Origin of the sequence: Xenorhabdus ishibashii (assembly GCF_002632755.1) — a bacterium.
GTDB classification, from domain to species: domain Bacteria; phylum Pseudomonadota; class Gammaproteobacteria; order Enterobacterales; family Enterobacteriaceae; genus Xenorhabdus; species Xenorhabdus ishibashii.
In genome coordinates, this window is sequence record NZ_NJAK01000002.1 from 15,601 (window position 1) to 31,099 (window position 15,499).

At 45.6% G+C, this 15,499-nt stretch carries 19 protein-coding genes and 1 pseudogene; all 20 read right to left on the bottom strand.

The features are described from left to right. Positions 1 to 273: 273 nt before the first annotated feature. Positions 274 to 654: a hypothetical protein gene (locus Xish_RS15680; RefSeq protein ID WP_099118796.1), complete on the bottom strand. Its 381-nt coding sequence runs from the start codon at positions 652 to 654 to the stop codon at positions 274 to 276. 272 nt (positions 655 to 926) lie between these two features. Then, complete coding sequence (locus Xish_RS15685; protein ID WP_099116168.1) at positions 927 to 1,616, bottom strand: Rha family transcriptional regulator; 690 nt, start codon at positions 1,614 to 1,616, stop codon at positions 927 to 929. 18 nt (positions 1,617 to 1,634) lie between these two features. Further along, positions 1,635 to 1,916: a helix-turn-helix transcriptional regulator gene (locus tag Xish_RS15690; protein ID WP_099116169.1), complete on the bottom strand. Its 282-nt coding sequence runs from the start codon at positions 1,914 to 1,916 to the stop codon at positions 1,635 to 1,637. A gap of 68 nt (positions 1,917 to 1,984) precedes the next feature. Continuing rightward, the gene (locus tag Xish_RS15695) at positions 1,985 to 2,209 is read right to left on the bottom strand and encodes a helix-turn-helix transcriptional regulator (RefSeq protein ID WP_099116170.1); all 225 of its coding nucleotides are present in this window, start codon (positions 2,207 to 2,209) and stop codon (positions 1,985 to 1,987) included. Then, on the bottom strand, positions 2,187 to 3,413 hold the full coding sequence (locus tag Xish_RS15700) for a tyrosine-type recombinase/integrase (RefSeq protein WP_099118794.1): 1,227 nt from the start codon (positions 3,411 to 3,413) through the stop codon (positions 2,187 to 2,189). Before Xish_RS15700 ends, Xish_RS15695 begins: the two co-directional genes overlap by 23 nt. Before the next feature lie 366 nt (positions 3,414 to 3,779). After that, positions 3,780 to 4,061, bottom strand: coding sequence for a hypothetical protein (locus Xish_RS15705; protein ID WP_099118795.1), 282 nt, complete (start codon positions 4,059 to 4,061; stop codon positions 3,780 to 3,782). A gap of 835 nt (positions 4,062 to 4,896) precedes the next feature. Further along, entirely contained in the window at positions 4,897 to 6,558 is a 1,662-nt protein-coding gene (locus Xish_RS15710; RefSeq protein ID WP_099118797.1) for a terminase large subunit, read from the bottom strand. 11 nt (positions 6,559 to 6,569) lie between these two features. Continuing rightward, the gene (locus Xish_RS15715) at positions 6,570 to 6,929 is read right to left on the bottom strand and encodes a phage terminase small subunit P27 family (RefSeq protein WP_099116156.1); all 360 of its coding nucleotides are present in this window, start codon (positions 6,927 to 6,929) and stop codon (positions 6,570 to 6,572) included. Between the two features lie 129 nt (positions 6,930 to 7,058). After that, positions 7,059 to 7,226 (bottom strand): hypothetical protein, encoded by a 168-nt coding sequence (locus Xish_RS18700; protein ID WP_167383186.1) that lies wholly within the window; start codon positions 7,224 to 7,226, stop codon positions 7,059 to 7,061. Next, positions 7,204 to 7,650, bottom strand: coding sequence for an HNH endonuclease (locus tag Xish_RS15725; protein WP_099116158.1), 447 nt, complete (start codon positions 7,648 to 7,650; stop codon positions 7,204 to 7,206). Before Xish_RS15725 ends, Xish_RS18700 begins: the two co-directional genes overlap by 23 nt. Beyond that, on the bottom strand, positions 7,650 to 7,952 hold the full coding sequence (locus Xish_RS15730; RefSeq protein WP_099116159.1) for a head-tail connector protein: 303 nt from the start codon (positions 7,950 to 7,952) through the stop codon (positions 7,650 to 7,652). The genes Xish_RS15725 and Xish_RS15730 overlap by 1 nt, the downstream gene beginning before the upstream one ends. Then, on the bottom strand, positions 7,945 to 9,162 hold the full coding sequence (locus Xish_RS15735) for a phage portal protein (protein ID WP_099118792.1): 1,218 nt from the start codon (positions 9,160 to 9,162) through the stop codon (positions 7,945 to 7,947). Before Xish_RS15735 ends, Xish_RS15730 begins: the two co-directional genes overlap by 8 nt. Positions 9,163 to 9,164: 2 nt before the next feature. After that, complete coding sequence (locus Xish_RS15740) at positions 9,165 to 9,713, bottom strand: HK97 family phage prohead protease (RefSeq protein ID WP_099116160.1); 549 nt, start codon at positions 9,711 to 9,713, stop codon at positions 9,165 to 9,167. Positions 9,714 to 9,755: 42 nt separating this feature from the next. Further along, on the bottom strand, positions 9,756 to 10,910 hold the full coding sequence (locus tag Xish_RS15745; RefSeq protein WP_099116161.1) for a phage major capsid protein: 1,155 nt from the start codon (positions 10,908 to 10,910) through the stop codon (positions 9,756 to 9,758). Between the two features lie 229 nt (positions 10,911 to 11,139). Next, complete coding sequence (locus Xish_RS15750) at positions 11,140 to 11,400, bottom strand: hypothetical protein (protein ID WP_099116162.1); 261 nt, start codon at positions 11,398 to 11,400, stop codon at positions 11,140 to 11,142. Between the two features lie 18 nt (positions 11,401 to 11,418). Then, a complete protein-coding gene (locus tag Xish_RS15755) occupies positions 11,419 to 11,652 on the bottom strand; it encodes a hypothetical protein (RefSeq protein WP_099116163.1) in 234 nt (77 codons plus the stop codon). A 433-nt stretch (positions 11,653 to 12,085) separates the two neighbouring features. Continuing rightward, positions 12,086 to 14,797, bottom strand: coding sequence for a DUF927 domain-containing protein (locus Xish_RS15760; RefSeq protein WP_099116164.1), 2,712 nt, complete (start codon positions 14,795 to 14,797; stop codon positions 12,086 to 12,088). Next, entirely contained in the window at positions 14,791 to 15,096 is a 306-nt protein-coding gene (locus Xish_RS15765; protein ID WP_099118608.1) for a hypothetical protein, read from the bottom strand. The genes Xish_RS15760 and Xish_RS15765 overlap by 7 nt, the downstream gene beginning before the upstream one ends. 2 nt (positions 15,097 to 15,098) lie before the next feature. Beyond that, positions 15,099 to 15,269 (bottom strand): DUF4222 domain-containing protein, encoded by a 171-nt coding sequence (locus tag Xish_RS15770; RefSeq protein WP_099118793.1) that lies wholly within the window; start codon positions 15,267 to 15,269, stop codon positions 15,099 to 15,101. Beyond that, positions 15,262 to 15,499 (bottom strand): annotated as a pseudogene (locus Xish_RS15775) (hypothetical protein); the annotation flags it as partial. The gene Xish_RS15770 and the pseudogene Xish_RS15775, both read right to left, overlap by 8 nt.

Below are 15,499 nucleotides of genomic sequence, written 5' to 3' on the forward strand. Positions count from 1 at the left end.
GGGGTATCCATAGCGTAAGACTCCTTTACGTTTTTGGTTAGACGCCTCGATAGTGTTGTAGCACTTCGGGGCGTTGTTGTTTTTGGTCTACACTTGTCATACACTTGATGTATAAGTCCAATATAAACAGGAGTAAACCAAGTGTCAACCATTAAAATATCAGGAAAGGGAAATAAGCAAATCGCGTTAAGAGTAGAACCATCCTTGAGCAAGGAATAAAAGCAGCGTTAGCCCAAGATGGTGACGCTTCTGTATCTGCATGGATAAAGAGAATTATCCGTAAAGAGTTGCAATCTCGCGGCATTGAACAATAACTAACCGACGACAATAAGTCCGGTGGTTAACCGAATGAATATCTTTCACTTGGTTGACTGACTCGAAATAATCATAGTAGTTAACCAATTGATTTATCTCATGACGCAAAGACGCGTGATCCCAAAGGGTAGCATTCGCCGTGCTATCCTTTTCTTTTTGCACTCCACTAAATGATGACTGCAAAGTTTGCGCGTCGCTAAATGATACGCGCATATTATGACCAGACTGCATATTTGCAGTGCGATTAGATATCAATGGGTTAAGCAGCCACCCCGAAATAATCGGGGAGCCTCCCAAACTACGACCAAACGCCAATCTGACGGTCAGCGGGGAAATCAATGAGTTACTGAGGTGTCCGAAAATATTCGCATACCATCAGCGAAATATTTCTCCGATTGGAACTGAGCGAAAAGTTTCTCTGAGTGACCAGCCAAAGTGAGGACTACGGTATTCTTCGAGGTCACTGAGTTAATGACCTCGGTAACGGGACTCCTTAAACTAAAGGAATTCCTATAGTTAATTTTTCCCCGACTTGAGGTTAATTGTTCAATATTTGGTCTTTGATTCCCCGTTTCGGGGGAACAGAGAGTGCTTTATGACCGCTCATCAAATTAGCCTCCAATGCGCCCTGTAGGGTTCATTAGTGTTGCGAACAGCTCAATACGGCGGCTTACTTCCCTCAGTGCTTGTGTTGGTGATTGCCCTGCATTCCTTGCATCTTGAAAAGCAGCCTGTTCAATCTTCTGAATACAGACAAGTAATCCTAACTGTTGCTCATCTGCGTTCTGGCGTTCACCATCCAGTAAACCCGCAAAGCGATTCTCAGTACGAGCAAGGTTGATGTAATGGTGACGTTCTGCGCCCAGATCACGTAAAGCATCACGGGATTCATGATAGTTAGGCAGATATTCACGACGTATAGGTTCAGCAGCTCGCTTCTTAGCAAAGGCTTTTGTTACATCCAGCTTAAACTGAACCATCAGATCATGATCACGCCCTCTAATAAGTCGGCACATAAAGTCGAACTGGTCTTCATTGAGCAAGGCGTATTTATGCTTACGTTCACCAAGTTGCTCAGTATTTAATCGCTCCGTTTGAAACGGAAGGATTCCAAACTGCCTTAAATTCTTAGTGTTCTTCCTAATTAATTCATAAAGGCTCTTATGCTGAATTCCGATGCGCTTAGCAAACAGGCGTGAATCAATTCTCGATTCAGTTCTATGCTGAACCAAAATAAGCTCTTGGCTGTTTTCAGTGTGAGCAAGTCCCTGACCATTTAAGGCCATATTTTTAGATGTCATATTTCTACCCTGTCTTAATTAATTTGATTTTCGGCTATAGGGGTTATTTACGTTCTCTACTGTTGGAGGATTACGTACCCACCACAAAACATCACTTAATAACCATGAGACGGAATTACGCCCCAATGGAACGCGTTTAGGAAATTTACCTTCTTCCTCTAATACCCAACGACGAGAACGCGATAAACTGGAAAGATGCTCACATTCTTTTTCCCTGATTCGACGATCATATTTCTCGCCATACTCATTTAAAATTGATTGTCGTTCTTGTGGTGTCGGTGATGTAAACTTCATTGCCATATTTTTATATTCTCCAAAAACAAAAACCCCGCGAGCGAGGTTATTATTAATTTAAATGATGTTTAATTTTATTCTGGCTTCCAAGTGCCTTTTATCCATGCCTGAATTTCAGACAATCGATAAACTTTAGTTTGTGGACCTATCGTTATTTTTAAAGGAAACTTGCCATTTTTTTCAAGATATGACCTGTGTCTTCTTCCTAATGAGGTTAACCATTCACACTCTTCTTCTCTAATTAGTCTATCAAGTTCATCTGAATATTCTAATTCTTCACGAGTGAATATATGTATCATTTTCTATTTCCTCCTCAATTAAAGAGTCTAAATAATTCACCCACCAGTAGAGTGCATTTCTTTTTTGTTCAATATATTGACTTCGATTATATATTCCAGAGACTCCATTGAGTGAATGGCCTAATAGTTGTTCAACCACGTTATGTTCAAATCCGTTATCACTGAGTATGGTAGCAAACACTCTTCGTATATCGTGCGCTGTCCACTTTTCTTTGTGGTTTAATCTTTTCCATATTTTCGCAATAGTCACACTTGCCGTACATTGTTTGACATCAAAGCCAATGACATATTCTCTCTTTTTTGTTGATTGGTTCAATAACAACAACCAGTTTTTAAAATTACTGGGGATCGGTCTGATTATTTCCCTGCCATTTTTACTGTGCTCTGGCGGCACTCTCCATATATTGTTTGAAAAATCCCATTCATCCCATTTCGATAGACGTATTTCGGAAAGCCTACACCCAAAAACGATTAAAAACCGAAGAATAATTCTGTTTTCGTGAGACATAATGTGGTTATCATATTCTTTATTTATATAGAGCCATACATCACGTAATTCATCATTAGTTAACACTCTGTCTCTTCTATTAGCTTTTTCACCCACATCACCAACATCCAAATCATCTATCTCATGGCTAATTGCATATTTTCTTACTCGGCAAAATTTCAATGCCTGTTGTGAGATTTTCAAAAGAGATCCCGCTTGCACTGGTGCATTCTCTTTAATTTTATCAAAGCATCTAATCCACATTGATAATGTGCATTCATTTAATGGAATATTTCCAATCTCTGAGTAAATATGTTTAGAAAAACAACCTCTAATATAGATTGCTGCTTTTCGTTTATTGGTGGCATAATTATTGAGCCAATATTCTATGGCATCTTTCACGGTGACAGGTTTTAACGTATCTTCTTTTATTATTTTTATTTGTATTCGTGGATCTTTCCCTTTAGCTAACCATGCCCTGCATTTATCTCTTTGCTCTCTTGCAACTTTAAGGCTTAAATCGGGGTATTTACCCAATGTTAACCATATCGGCGCACTTTCACGCCCATACAGGCGGTAGAAGAAAACAAAGCTGATTGTCCCTTGTTTACTTAATCTGATTGATAACCCGTTCCCGTCCGCTATCGTCTGCTGTTTTTCAACAGGTTTACCGTACAAGGATTTGAGCTTTTTATCACTGAGCTTGTTTACAGCCATCTACTAAACCTTTTCATTTTGCAATACACATTGCAATACGCAGAGAGGTGCAACAATCCACAAACACCAAAACGAATGAAAACACAAAAAATGGATTTATTTTTGTTTTTCATGAAATTATAAACAACATGAGCACATGTAATCCCATGTCATTTACAAAGTTTATATGCTTGGTGAAGAAATTGCAAATTCTTATTATTTAATTGATTTATAACGATTTTAATTGTTTTTATTGGTATTTTATTTGCTGTCTGCAATGCACATTGCAATACACAGTAATTTTATGAAGGGATAGAGTGAAATGAGGTCAGTACGCTAAACGCACCAACCTTGTGAAGAGGTTGCGCCGAATTTCGTCGGAACCTATTAAGTGATTGAGGAAGCAGTTAACTGATACCCCTGCCAGTAAGAAGCCTTTCCCGTCACTGTGATCACCTGGCCTTTCTGTAACAACATCACCGATAGTGCCATCTCATCAAAGCCCACGACACGCAGCGGGTAATCACTGCGTTTCTCGCTCTGTGCTTGCATAGTAGCGACTGCCATCACCTTACCCGTCTGGCACTTGATACGCTTGGGGGGAACGGTAATCTTGCCTGTGATCGTAGCGACTATCGAGGGTGCATTCTTCTTCTGTCTTCGTGCCATGTTCCACCGCCTATAGATGGTTGGGATTTAAATCATGATAATAATCAATAACTTAAATAACTGCGAACATAATACGTACTGGGTTACATTAAGTAACCTTGTGCTGGACGGCTTAAACTCAAACCCACCTGAGTTATTTATAACTCATTGATATTCTCGTTCATCCTCACTTTGAGGAGAAGTAGCAACCGTGGTGATCTTCACCATAGTTAGGTAACTCCTTGATTCTTCCGAGGGGGTCACTTTGACCACCCTATCATGATTTCCGTAATGGTTAATTTATGTGCTGGACAACCGCAGTAAATTCACTGTATTTCAATGAATTACTTGGACATAACGTACTGGACAAAACAACTTAACCATCTGTTTTCGTATAACTCTTTTGTGCGCACCTCTTAATGAGTTGTACAAATTCTGTGAGTCAGCCAGACTGACGCTCAAATTGTGAGTAACTATCGGTTACGCTCAAGACCATTTGCGACTGACTAACTGTCAGTGACACCCAAAGTCCGATTATCGGATATTGGATTTTGCATCGACGAATTTCGTCGGGACAAACTGAACCTCTTAAAGAGGGGCAGTTCAATCTATTGAGTGATCTATAACTAACACTCTTAAAGAGATGTAGTTCTTGTTTCTTGCCACGAGACAGGTAACCCAAAATAATTGGGTCAGTTACACTATGACCAGACGCCAAATATGGCGTCTGATTAGATATCAATGGGTTACGCTAATTGGGATTTTCAAGCCCATTTAACCCTTTGATTTCACTTAATTCTGTCACAAAACCAGAATTCCCGCATCGTGCGGGAAATAAGCAAAATCAACAAGTTATCTAAATACCGTCAAAGTCAGCCAGCCGCTGCTTCTGCTCCTCATTGAGACTAAAAGCAAACTCTTCATGCTCTGCCTGCCATGTACCAAAACTCATCAGAAACGCAATTGCAGGGTCTATTTTATTCGCGGACTTCTTCTTGTTCGGCTTGATATTGGCGTTCGCGTCTGTCTCCATTACGACATTAGACATCGCCCATGCGAGAACCGGATCGCCATTGTGACGAATGATTTTGCGGTTAACAAAGACTTCGGCGGATTTAGCTACGGGACTATACCGCATGTAGGTTTGCGGGAACGGCTCAACATCCAGCCCTGCACCCTGTAGTTGTGTGCGTAAGTGTGTGGCGTTCCATGTGTCAAAGCCCACCAGTTTGATATCAAAGTGCTGGCTATCCTTGAGAATGTCATCACGGATACGGTCATAATCAATACAATCGCCGGTCGTGGTACGTATCCAGCCCATTTGTGCCCATTGGCGATACACTGCCCGATTCTTATTAGCAGGGTTCTGTAGCTGGGCTTCCGGCAAGTAATGGCGGGTCAGTAATAACAGTTCGTTATCCACGGGGAACGTGTAACAGATACTGGTGATATCCCCCGTTGAAGATAAATCTAATCCAGCGTAGCATTCCAAGCCTTTGAGGTCGTTTTCGTCATAGTCTGACTGGCAGTCTTTCCATGCGCCTTCACCCATCCACGGCGTTTCACCCTGACACCAGATATTAAAGCGTTTGGTGAGCATCTCAGTCCATTGCGAGGGAATGCCTCGTGCTTTCTGGATTGTGTCGTGCAAAGCATCACTGTCTACGGAAACATTCAGGTTAGGATTAGCCTTTATCCAGAGGGCTTCATCATCAATCTCGTTCTCGTCGTCCAGTTCGTAGATCAGGGCAAACAGGGATTCATTTTGTTCTTCACCCTCCAATATCTGACAGCAATAATCATAGTGCTGTTTACAGGCGGATATCACGTTACTGCCTGCCGTAGTAATGGCAAACAGAATGCCTTCGGGACGGGCGCCCATCCCCAATTCAAGGGCAGAGTAAACCGCGTTATCGGGGTGCAAATGATACTCATCGACAATAGCAAGGCTGGGGTTAGTACCCTCAATCGTGGCGGCTTTGGCTGCCAACGGTTTTAACAGGCTGTTGCTCTTGGTATAAGTCACTTTGTGTTGCTGGATAGATACCCGCTTCTTGAGTGGTTTTGAAAGCAGGCACATCTGGCGGGCATCATCAAACACAATACGCGCCTGATCCCGACTCACGGCGGCGGTGTAAATATCCTGCTGCCCGTTCTCCATCACCAGAAACCAGTTAGCCAGTATCGCGGCTACCGTGGATTTGGCATTTTTGCGCGGCACCTGAATATAAGCACTGCGGTATTTCCGGCGACCGGTGGCCTTAACCTTGAAGCCGAACAGATTCGCAAAGGCGAACTGTTGCCACGGTTCAAGCATAATCGGCTTACCGCGCAAGTGGCCTTTGACGTGCGGGCAGAGACGGGAAAAGCCCACAAAACGTTCTACAACTTCGGTATCGAACATATAAAGCGGGTTATTCAGGTCGTTAAAGTAGCGTTTCACGGCCTGTTTTACCCGTTTACAGGCCGGAATATTGCCGTTTTTGATATCAAAAGCGTACTGTTCCCATGCGTTCATCGGGGTATCACTCAGGCCATCAGCACATCTAAATCGTCGGGTTCATCGCTTTCTACCGGATTTCGGCGGCGGGAAACCGGATCAAAGCCCAGCAATGACGACATTTTTATCATGATTTTTTCCGCATCGGCTTTCGCTTTCAGTGAGGGGTTACTGGTCGCTGCACCGCGTGAACCTTCCACTGCGAACCCGCGCACTTCAATGTCTTCAACGGCTTTACGGTAAATCGCATAGTTAACGCAATAGAGTTCTAAGTTGTTCCAGTCTGCTGGGCTGAGATCTTCCCGTTCGTTGAGGATTTTGGCTTTTGATTTCCATTGCTCGGCGGCAATCTCATTTAAATAAACGGGGGGTTTGGGTGCTCTTGCCATAATCTATTGTTTCCTATGAAGTTACTGCTATTGAAAAAAGTGCCGTGCATAAAAATTCGAGGGGGCGGGTGGTGCCATGAGGCAGGGCGTTTGTCATTTTTGACACCCCACCCCCTTCTGAGTGCTTCTCTAGCGATTTCGGAAGCATTCCATTAGCTCCCTATCACGCTGTGTCTTGCGCCTCGCTGTGGGTTTCTCAGGCGCAATCTGATTTTGTTGTCGGTAAGGTTCACTGTGCTTGAGTAACCCTTTAAGGAGTTGATCCACTTCATCTTCACGCATCTTGGTTATACTCATGAATCCAGTTATTGCGCTGGGCTGCCTTTGCTTCCAGTTCCCGATATTCCCCATTCTTACGCCGCTGTTTCGTTGTTGGGTCAGTGGTCACGGTCTTTCGACTGTGGCAGCTATTACATAGCGGCTGGTGATTGAAGTCAGGCCAAAACAGCACATCACTACCACCGTCAATGGGTATGATATGATCCACAATCGTCGCTGGGGCATACACACCTACCTTGAAACAATGCACACACAGCGGATTGGACTTAAGGAATTGCAGACGGTATTTATCCCATGCAGGGGTATAACCTCGCTCACGCCTTGAGCCTCGTTTACTGTCCTGTTGTCGTCTAGCTTCCCGTTTGTGCTGCTCACAGCGACCAGACTTGACCCGCTCACGGCAATTGGGATAGCTACAGCGCTTTAACGGTTGCCACGGCATCAGTAGACTCCTACATCACGATAGACAGACCATAATGATTTGATGGTGAACGGGATTTCTTTCAGTTCCTTATCTGCCACCATCGAACGAGTTTCATACAGTAAACCGATATAAAGTAAACAGCCAACTTTGATCGCCGGACTGAATACCAAGCCATCATCAAAGCGCTTGCCGATATGTTGCTGGCAGACTTCTAAGGCAGCATTGGCATAACCTTGAAGTAAGGTATCTTCTAACGTATCACTTTCATCTATCCGGCAATGTTGTTTGATTTCGTCCAATGTTATGAGAGGGTTACTCATCTTTCACCTCTGTTTTTTTAATACTGACCTCTTGCTTCCATGCCTGGCTAAACTCATCGCCACCATCACGGGGGGATAATCCCTCGCGTTCACGGGCTTCATTCGGGCACATCACACCGGATTTAATCGCCGTCTCGTAGCTCTGAAAGCGTTCTTTCGGATTGGCTCGCAGTAGATCGGCTGTGTCAAATTCAACTTGGTAGCGAATGCCTCGTTTTGGTGAGTTCATCAGCAAGGCGGACTTGATTTGCTGCTCAAAGTTAGCCAGCCACGGGCGCATGGTGATCGTCAGAAAAGCGCGTGATGCTTCGCTAAAATTACTGTAGGTACTGTTCGAATACTCTTGCAGGAAGATCGGGCTGACATTGAACATACGGGCAATATCTTCAATCGTGAAGCGACGAGAGGCCAGCCATTCCGCATCTTGGTTGCTCATGCCTAACTGTTGGTATTCCATCCCCCCCTCAAGAATGGGCGTTTTCCCTGCATTGCGAGCGCCCTTATAACGTTCGAGGGCTTCCAGTGCCTTATTGCCCTTGATGCCATCCAGCCAGTCAGCGGCTTTAATCACGCCCGCTGCCATCATGCCCTCTTTCATTATGCTGGCACCGTGGCGCTGTTGTGCCAGCCCCAAACCCAGTGTTTCACGGCAGATGGTGACTGGCGAACGCCCCAAAAAGCCATCTTCGGTGGCATAACGCAAATGCAATACTTCTTCTTGTAGGTAGGTTTTGACCTTGCCGCTATAAGGTTCGGTAATGGTGTAAGCAAAGCGGTGATCCGATAATCGTTGCGGCACAACCGCTGACGGTGGGTAAGGGTGCAACGATTGTGGCTGTCCGTCTTTTCCCCAGACTATGACTGCATACGCATTACCATTGAGTAAGCAATGACGCATCAGGGTTCGCTTAAACTGAAAAGGCGTCTGGCAGTCATTCGGGTATTCATTGAGCAAATAATCCACGGGGTGATCACTGAGCCATTCGCGGGACTCCTTGCCGTTCTGGTGCTGAACCCGATAGAGATAGCAAGGCATGGTCGCCACGGCTTCACTAATCACCGTGACAGCATTCATCACGGCGGGTAAGCCTTCGGCTGTAGACGGTGAAACATGCTCGCCTGATTTGGTGTTAGATATACCTGCCAGAGAAAGAAACTCATCAATACTGACACTGCGAGTCTCAGCGGCTTTACGCTTAAAAGGCCACATAGTTACACCTCGGACAGTTGCAGCCAGTAATGACGCAAATCAACATTGTTAGGCTTAACCCTATTCAGCGAACGCTTGGCAATCTCAACACCGCTTTCAGGGTAGGCGGGTAAACTGGTGACAGTGATTTCCCGTAGTTCCGCTTCTAAAACGGTTCTCAGATAAGGCTCCTGACCCACATCCCACTGATCTTTGATAGCTCGAAAGCCAAAAGACATACCGGAAATATCACCCCGTTCAACTAGTGCCAGTACATCACGCCCTAATTGGGTATCAGGCGGGGTTAACTCAAAGCGTAATCCGGTGGCATCTTCGGCAAGCTGCAATGTACCAGACGTAGTACGGCCTAACAGGTTCATGTGATCATGTTCATAAAGCGCCCTGACATCTGTACCCGCCGTTAAGCTGGTGCTAAACGCATTCGGGGCGAACTGCTCGACAAACTCATCCCACAAAACTTGTGATCGGCTGTTCCACTTAATGACATAACCGGTCAGTTTCTTATCACTGGCAGACAGGGAAGCGGTGCGGATTTCAAAATCATTTTTCATTGGTAGACTCCAGACTACAAAGGGGCGCAGTGCCCCTTATCGTTAACCCGCTTTCGTGCCTTTGATTTCGAGCACTTTGATTGCGTTGGAATCCACCAGACCACCACCCAAATATTTATCCGTGTGTACCTTGTAGTACCCCGGTTCGGTGATATTGTCAGGACGGGTGCGTGTGCCGGTATCATGGTCAACGATGAAGTAACCGCGTTTGAAGTCACCCAGACCGATAGCATCATCCGGCATAAATTCGAGATAATGGACAGGCAAGCCCAGTAACATATCAGGATCACCTGCTTGCAGACGTTCGCGCCAGATGTAATCACCGTTGCCGTTTTTCAGCTTCTGCACTTTGGCAGCCGTCGTGGAGTTCATCACCCACACCGCATTTTTACGGTATTTGTTCCTGAGCAGGAATTTCAGGTCAATCAGGCTATCGGCTTCCAGTTTGGCAACTTCCAGCTTTTGCAACGTACCGAACGCACGGGCTTTATCGGCTTGGGTATCACGAGGATAAGACAGGAAGCCTTTCGCTTTCTTGCTGCCGTCACCACTCACAAGATCGGTTTCTTCGGTATCAACAAACGTATCTGCAATTTCTGAGGTTAACCAGCCTAAAATATCGACATCGCTAAAATCGATGATTTCTTGGGTAGTCTTAGGGTAGGCATAAATCGGAAACAGCTTGATGCTGACTTCTTCCATCGTCGGTGTGGCTGTCTCACTGCGTGCCTTGCCTTCTTCCCCGTGGGCGACGGCTGCACCCCCGACCGAAACAAGCTGTTTATACTCATTACTACGCGTGGTCTTAATCGTACAAATCCGGCGCATAACCGACTCATCAGCCAGTTGCTGCATGATCTGTTTATTCAGCTCAGGGATAACGGTATAGCCACCTTCGGAGGGTACGCTCGTAGACAAGGTGCGGGTTTCTCCGGTCACGATATAGTGACGCAGTTCATCATTGCTGAGTGTTTTACTGGCGGGCTGGTTCTTGGCCTGATTTCGCTCTTCATCCGATAAAGCCTCATAACGGGCGATTTCTGCATTCAGGGCACCGGACTGACTGCGCAGCTCGTCAAACTGTTTAGCTTCATCGGCATTAAGAGAGCGCTTTTCGTCTTCGGCTTTGGTGAGAAGAGAACGCATCTGCTGGGTTAAATCGGCTTTTTGCTGGCGTAATTCGAGTAATTTCTTCATGGTGCCTCTGCATGTAGGTTAAGGGTTCGCTGTCATGCAGGTTTGAGGAAGCGGTAGCGGGTTAGCACTACCGCCTTTGAGGACTTGCTACAGAGCAATTGAAGTCAGGACGTGCCTACATGGTTCAGCAATCACTATTTAACACCATGAAAAATAATAAAAAAGACCTCGTGATAGGAGGTCTAAACAAGGGGAAACATGAGGACGGGATATTTACAAATCTTTACTTTTATTTTTCACTCATCCAATCCGGCGCGTCGTTCATGATTTCTCTGAACGCCTGTAATTGTTCTATCAATACATCTAACTGCTCTTTATTGGTTGCCAGTATTTCCTCAGAAAATGTGTGGCGCAGACTACCACCTGAATCCTGAAAGAAAAAAGCATGACCATTGACCAACTGGCGGTACTCGCTTGTATGTAAATCGTCTAACTGCGTAATACCGTAATAATCGTAGTGTTCTCTGATATCTTCTTGCGTAATCGGCATAATATTCCCCTTATATAATTATTCTACTTCTCTGAATAGGGTTACTTGGAAAGTTTCTAAGGCTTCAGCTATCCCACGAATGTTCATCGCTAATTCATCCCGTGCCGCTGTCTTCATGAATGCGGCTATAAGCTCTGGGTGCTGTTTGGCATACCCCTCACCGAACAAAGCATCTATTTCTTTGACTGCTCTTTCCATCCAGTACGCGGCTGAATTAGCTGCCTGTCTTTCAATCGTTGTTGCATCTAACATATGTTCTCCATTTTTGTATATATATAGTGAAAAGTTACCGACAACACCGACAAACCGACAATGAGGTAAAATACAATTTAATATCAATTAGATACACTGTTAAATCGTTGTCGGTTAATTGTCGCTCAATTTTTTGATATCGCTAGAATTACAATATTATTGTTATCTTTCATGTAGATAAACATCACTTCCTGTTGTCGAAAACCGACAACGCTACTTATAAACTCTTTCATATTTATCCGAATCCTTTTGCCTACCAAAAAAAGAAAGTTTTTCTTCTGGCAGGTGCTTTGTTTTAAGTCCGCCAATGAAAACGACAAATCGACAACGTACCGACAAACATTTAACATTTTAGTATATTGATTTATAAGATATTTATATTACTGTTGTCGGTTTGTCGGTGTTGTCGGTCAGTTTTACGCGTATAGAGAATTTATTCTTCTATTTCATCAGTGGAATACATCAGCACATAATACTTACGGGGTGAGCCGTTGTGCTTCATGCCTTGCACCTTAAAGCCACCATTTGCGGCCTTTCTTAGCATCCCTGATTCAGCGAGAACCCGCGCAAACATCTTCGTATCGAACGTTTCTGATACCTCATTCTCGAACACATCTGGGAATGTGTAGAAATGGATAAGGCCGGCATTATTGGGGATATCGCTGGTATCTTTTCGGTAGCCTGCAAGGTTAGAAATAGTGGCATGATCATAGGTGTACGGTTCTGGTGCATACCGACTCAATCCAAAACGGTCTAAAAATGCCTCGGTTTGTTCCCGTATCTGTTGGTGTTCTTTATTGGCAGTACCAAATTCAGCCACCCACGCATTAAAGCAGTGTTGAATTGCGTCTCTGCTTTCCTGTTCTGTCCATCCGGTGAGATGCGTCGCTGCAATAAGTGCCCCCTCTAAGATGGCGAACCGTTCTGCCACGCGGGGAAGTTGTGCCCCAGCGCCTTTGGGGATCAACCCATTCCAGCGGATTTTGGCTTCTTCAATGGTGTTTCTCGTTGCTTTTTGATGCTGAGTCAGATATTCACACCATACCCGCCCAATAGCCCCATGATTGTCAGCAATGGCTTTTTCGATTGCCTTAGCGTGTTCTCTGGCATCCTGATAACCATGTAAAACAGTCGGGCTACTGAACGGAATATTCAGCAACCGGACAAGCTGGCCTGCTTTCATGCGCTTGCCCTCACTTCTGACAAACGTATCAAGATCGACCTCGCCAGTACTGATAGCTATCGTTTTAAACTGGAGAATGTCACGGTTGCCGCCACCTCTTGCCCCTTGTAACTTGCCTTTGCCGTTAAACAGCGCATAAGACGCATTAGCCACATCTTTAACCGATGATCCCTGCCCGACTTCATCAAGAGGTAACAGGTTGTTATTATGGGCGGCGGCTTCATTAATCAATCCCAATGTAGTTGCAAACCACGTTAAACGCATGGCAGACGGCTCACCAAAGACACTACAGCCGACGCTTTGCGCGGTGGTTTTCCCTGCGGTGCTCTGGTCATAAAAGTGAACCCCAAAGCCATCATCACGCAATAAACCGATAACCGGGGAAGCTAACGCAGCCGCAATGGACAGCATCATAAAGGGATTGCCTTTGGCTAATTTGGCTACTGAGTCACGCCAGCTTTCAGGCGTTCCTGCCACGGTATACCCGCGTATTGATGATGTTCTGCCACAAAAGATAACGGACTTCTCTGGAGTGCCAATCACCTCGCCCGTTGGGAAGATGTAAGCCCCATGCTGCCAGCCTGTTGAGTGGGTAATGTGCCAGTCGGTTTTTTTAGCACAGCGTTGTAACCAATCCGATAGCGTGTGACGTAAAAAAGGTTTAGTGGCAATATTCAATCCTGCGGCTTTGAGCTGTCGCCAGCCTTCATTTGCGCCAACATCACCTGTTTTCACTGCCTCAGTGTAAGTTGTCCCGTCTTCTTCCCACTGGATAATCAGATAAAATTCAATATCATCACGACCGCGCCCGATCACCTTCATTGAGTCACTGAGCCATTGCTCATGGTTGATAATTTCGCCGCTCTCTTTGTCCACCTTTGGCGTAACGTAATAAATTCCGTTTTTACGCTCATCAATAAAGGGCTTTAACGGATCACGCTCTTTTGTCCGGTGTTCGTCCAGATTAATGACGATTGATTTTGATACTGACATATTCTCCCCCACCTGATACAACCCTTCACTGAATGCCTGTTTTGCTGCCTCGATACCGTGATGCTGGCGATAATCGTCCCAATCAGCCTTGTGCTCTGTTGGCGGTAACGCTACCCACCCATTAATAGCCTTAGCGGTCTTCTCGGCTGCAATCTTGCCGACGTTCTTCTTGGGCTTACCTTTGTCGTCCAGTTCTTCCGGTGAGTGCCAATCATTGTCAGCCGCCAGAATGATTTTTACTGTTGGCCACCGCTCTCTGATCTGTTTAGCCACAGTCGGTAAATTTCCTTCATCAATAGCAGCCAGCACCAAGCCCTCATGCAATTGGTCGACCGTTAAGGCCGTTGCATAGCCCTCAGCAATAATGATCGTGTCCGGCGTTCCAATTACGGGCGATAAGGGGATAAAGCTCCCCTTTTTCTTCGAGCCGGGGACAAAGCGCTTTTCACCACTCGGCTTAATGACCTGCGCACCGGTGATTGTGCCGTCCAGTGCCTGAATGACCAGCAACAACGAACCGTCTTTCAGTAGCTTCTGATTGGGACATTGCAGCCCCTTTTGAGTCAGGTAGTCGGATTGTCCGATAGTGGATTGAGCCACCAGCTTGTTAACTTTCTCGGTGATGGGTTGAGCCTCTGATTTTAGCGCCTCCTTTCTGGCGGGCTTGGGTTCTGGTAAGGGAAGCAACAACGCCTCAGAAACCACCTTAGCCGCTTCAATTACCGTGATACCTTTGACCTTCATCAGTAAATCAAAGCCATCGCCGTGATTCGGGTTATCACACTGGCGACAATGCCAGTCACCGTTACCGTGATCGTCTATGAAGTGAAAACGGTCAGTACCGCCACAGATAGGGCAAGCACCATGCTTACCCTTTGCTGGAACATCCACCCCACAAGCAGACAACAAACCTTGCCATTGCCCTTGCGCCGCTGCTTTCACCGACCGAATATCAATATGACTTACCATTTTGGGAATCCCTCGCGGTGATGGATTTCAAACTGAGCGTTTTGCTGCGTGTCATTCAGGGCTTCGGCAATTCGGGGCAGGTACATCAGGGCTTCACCGATACGGCGTAAATCCTCCCTTGCCTGACGATTGTCATAGTTTTCGTTATCAACTGACCAGAAAGCCATTTCCCCCATTGCAGACATTGCCGCCATCACGCTACTCAATGCCCCTTCGGAGTTTTTGCGCAGATCTTTGAGTTCTTCGGTGCTCAGGTCGTTAAAGCTGGTGCGTACCAAATGTTTATAGATATCAGACATGATCATGCTCTCCCTGCGTAGGTGTATTCTTTAGTGAATCGGCTTAATGGCATGGTGCACGGGGTGTGATAACCATCACGGACAAAGGTCACGCGATTAAAGGCGACTGACAGCACTTGTACGGCTTCCCCGTTCTTATGGGTGTAATAGTCATGGGGGGCTGGGTTACGCATGATTCACCCCCTGAACGGTAGACATATCGCTACAGTTGAAAGGAGTATCGATACCGATATCCCATGCTTGACGGGAAACGAATATCAGCGAGGACATGCCAGCCAGTAGACGGGCTTCAACTTCACTATCCGCCAGCACAGTGATAAGGCGCGCCGGATGAATATCCACCAATCGCTGAGTGCCTGATGCAATTAGGAATGTAAATTTAAGGCGAGTTTGGTTATGCTGT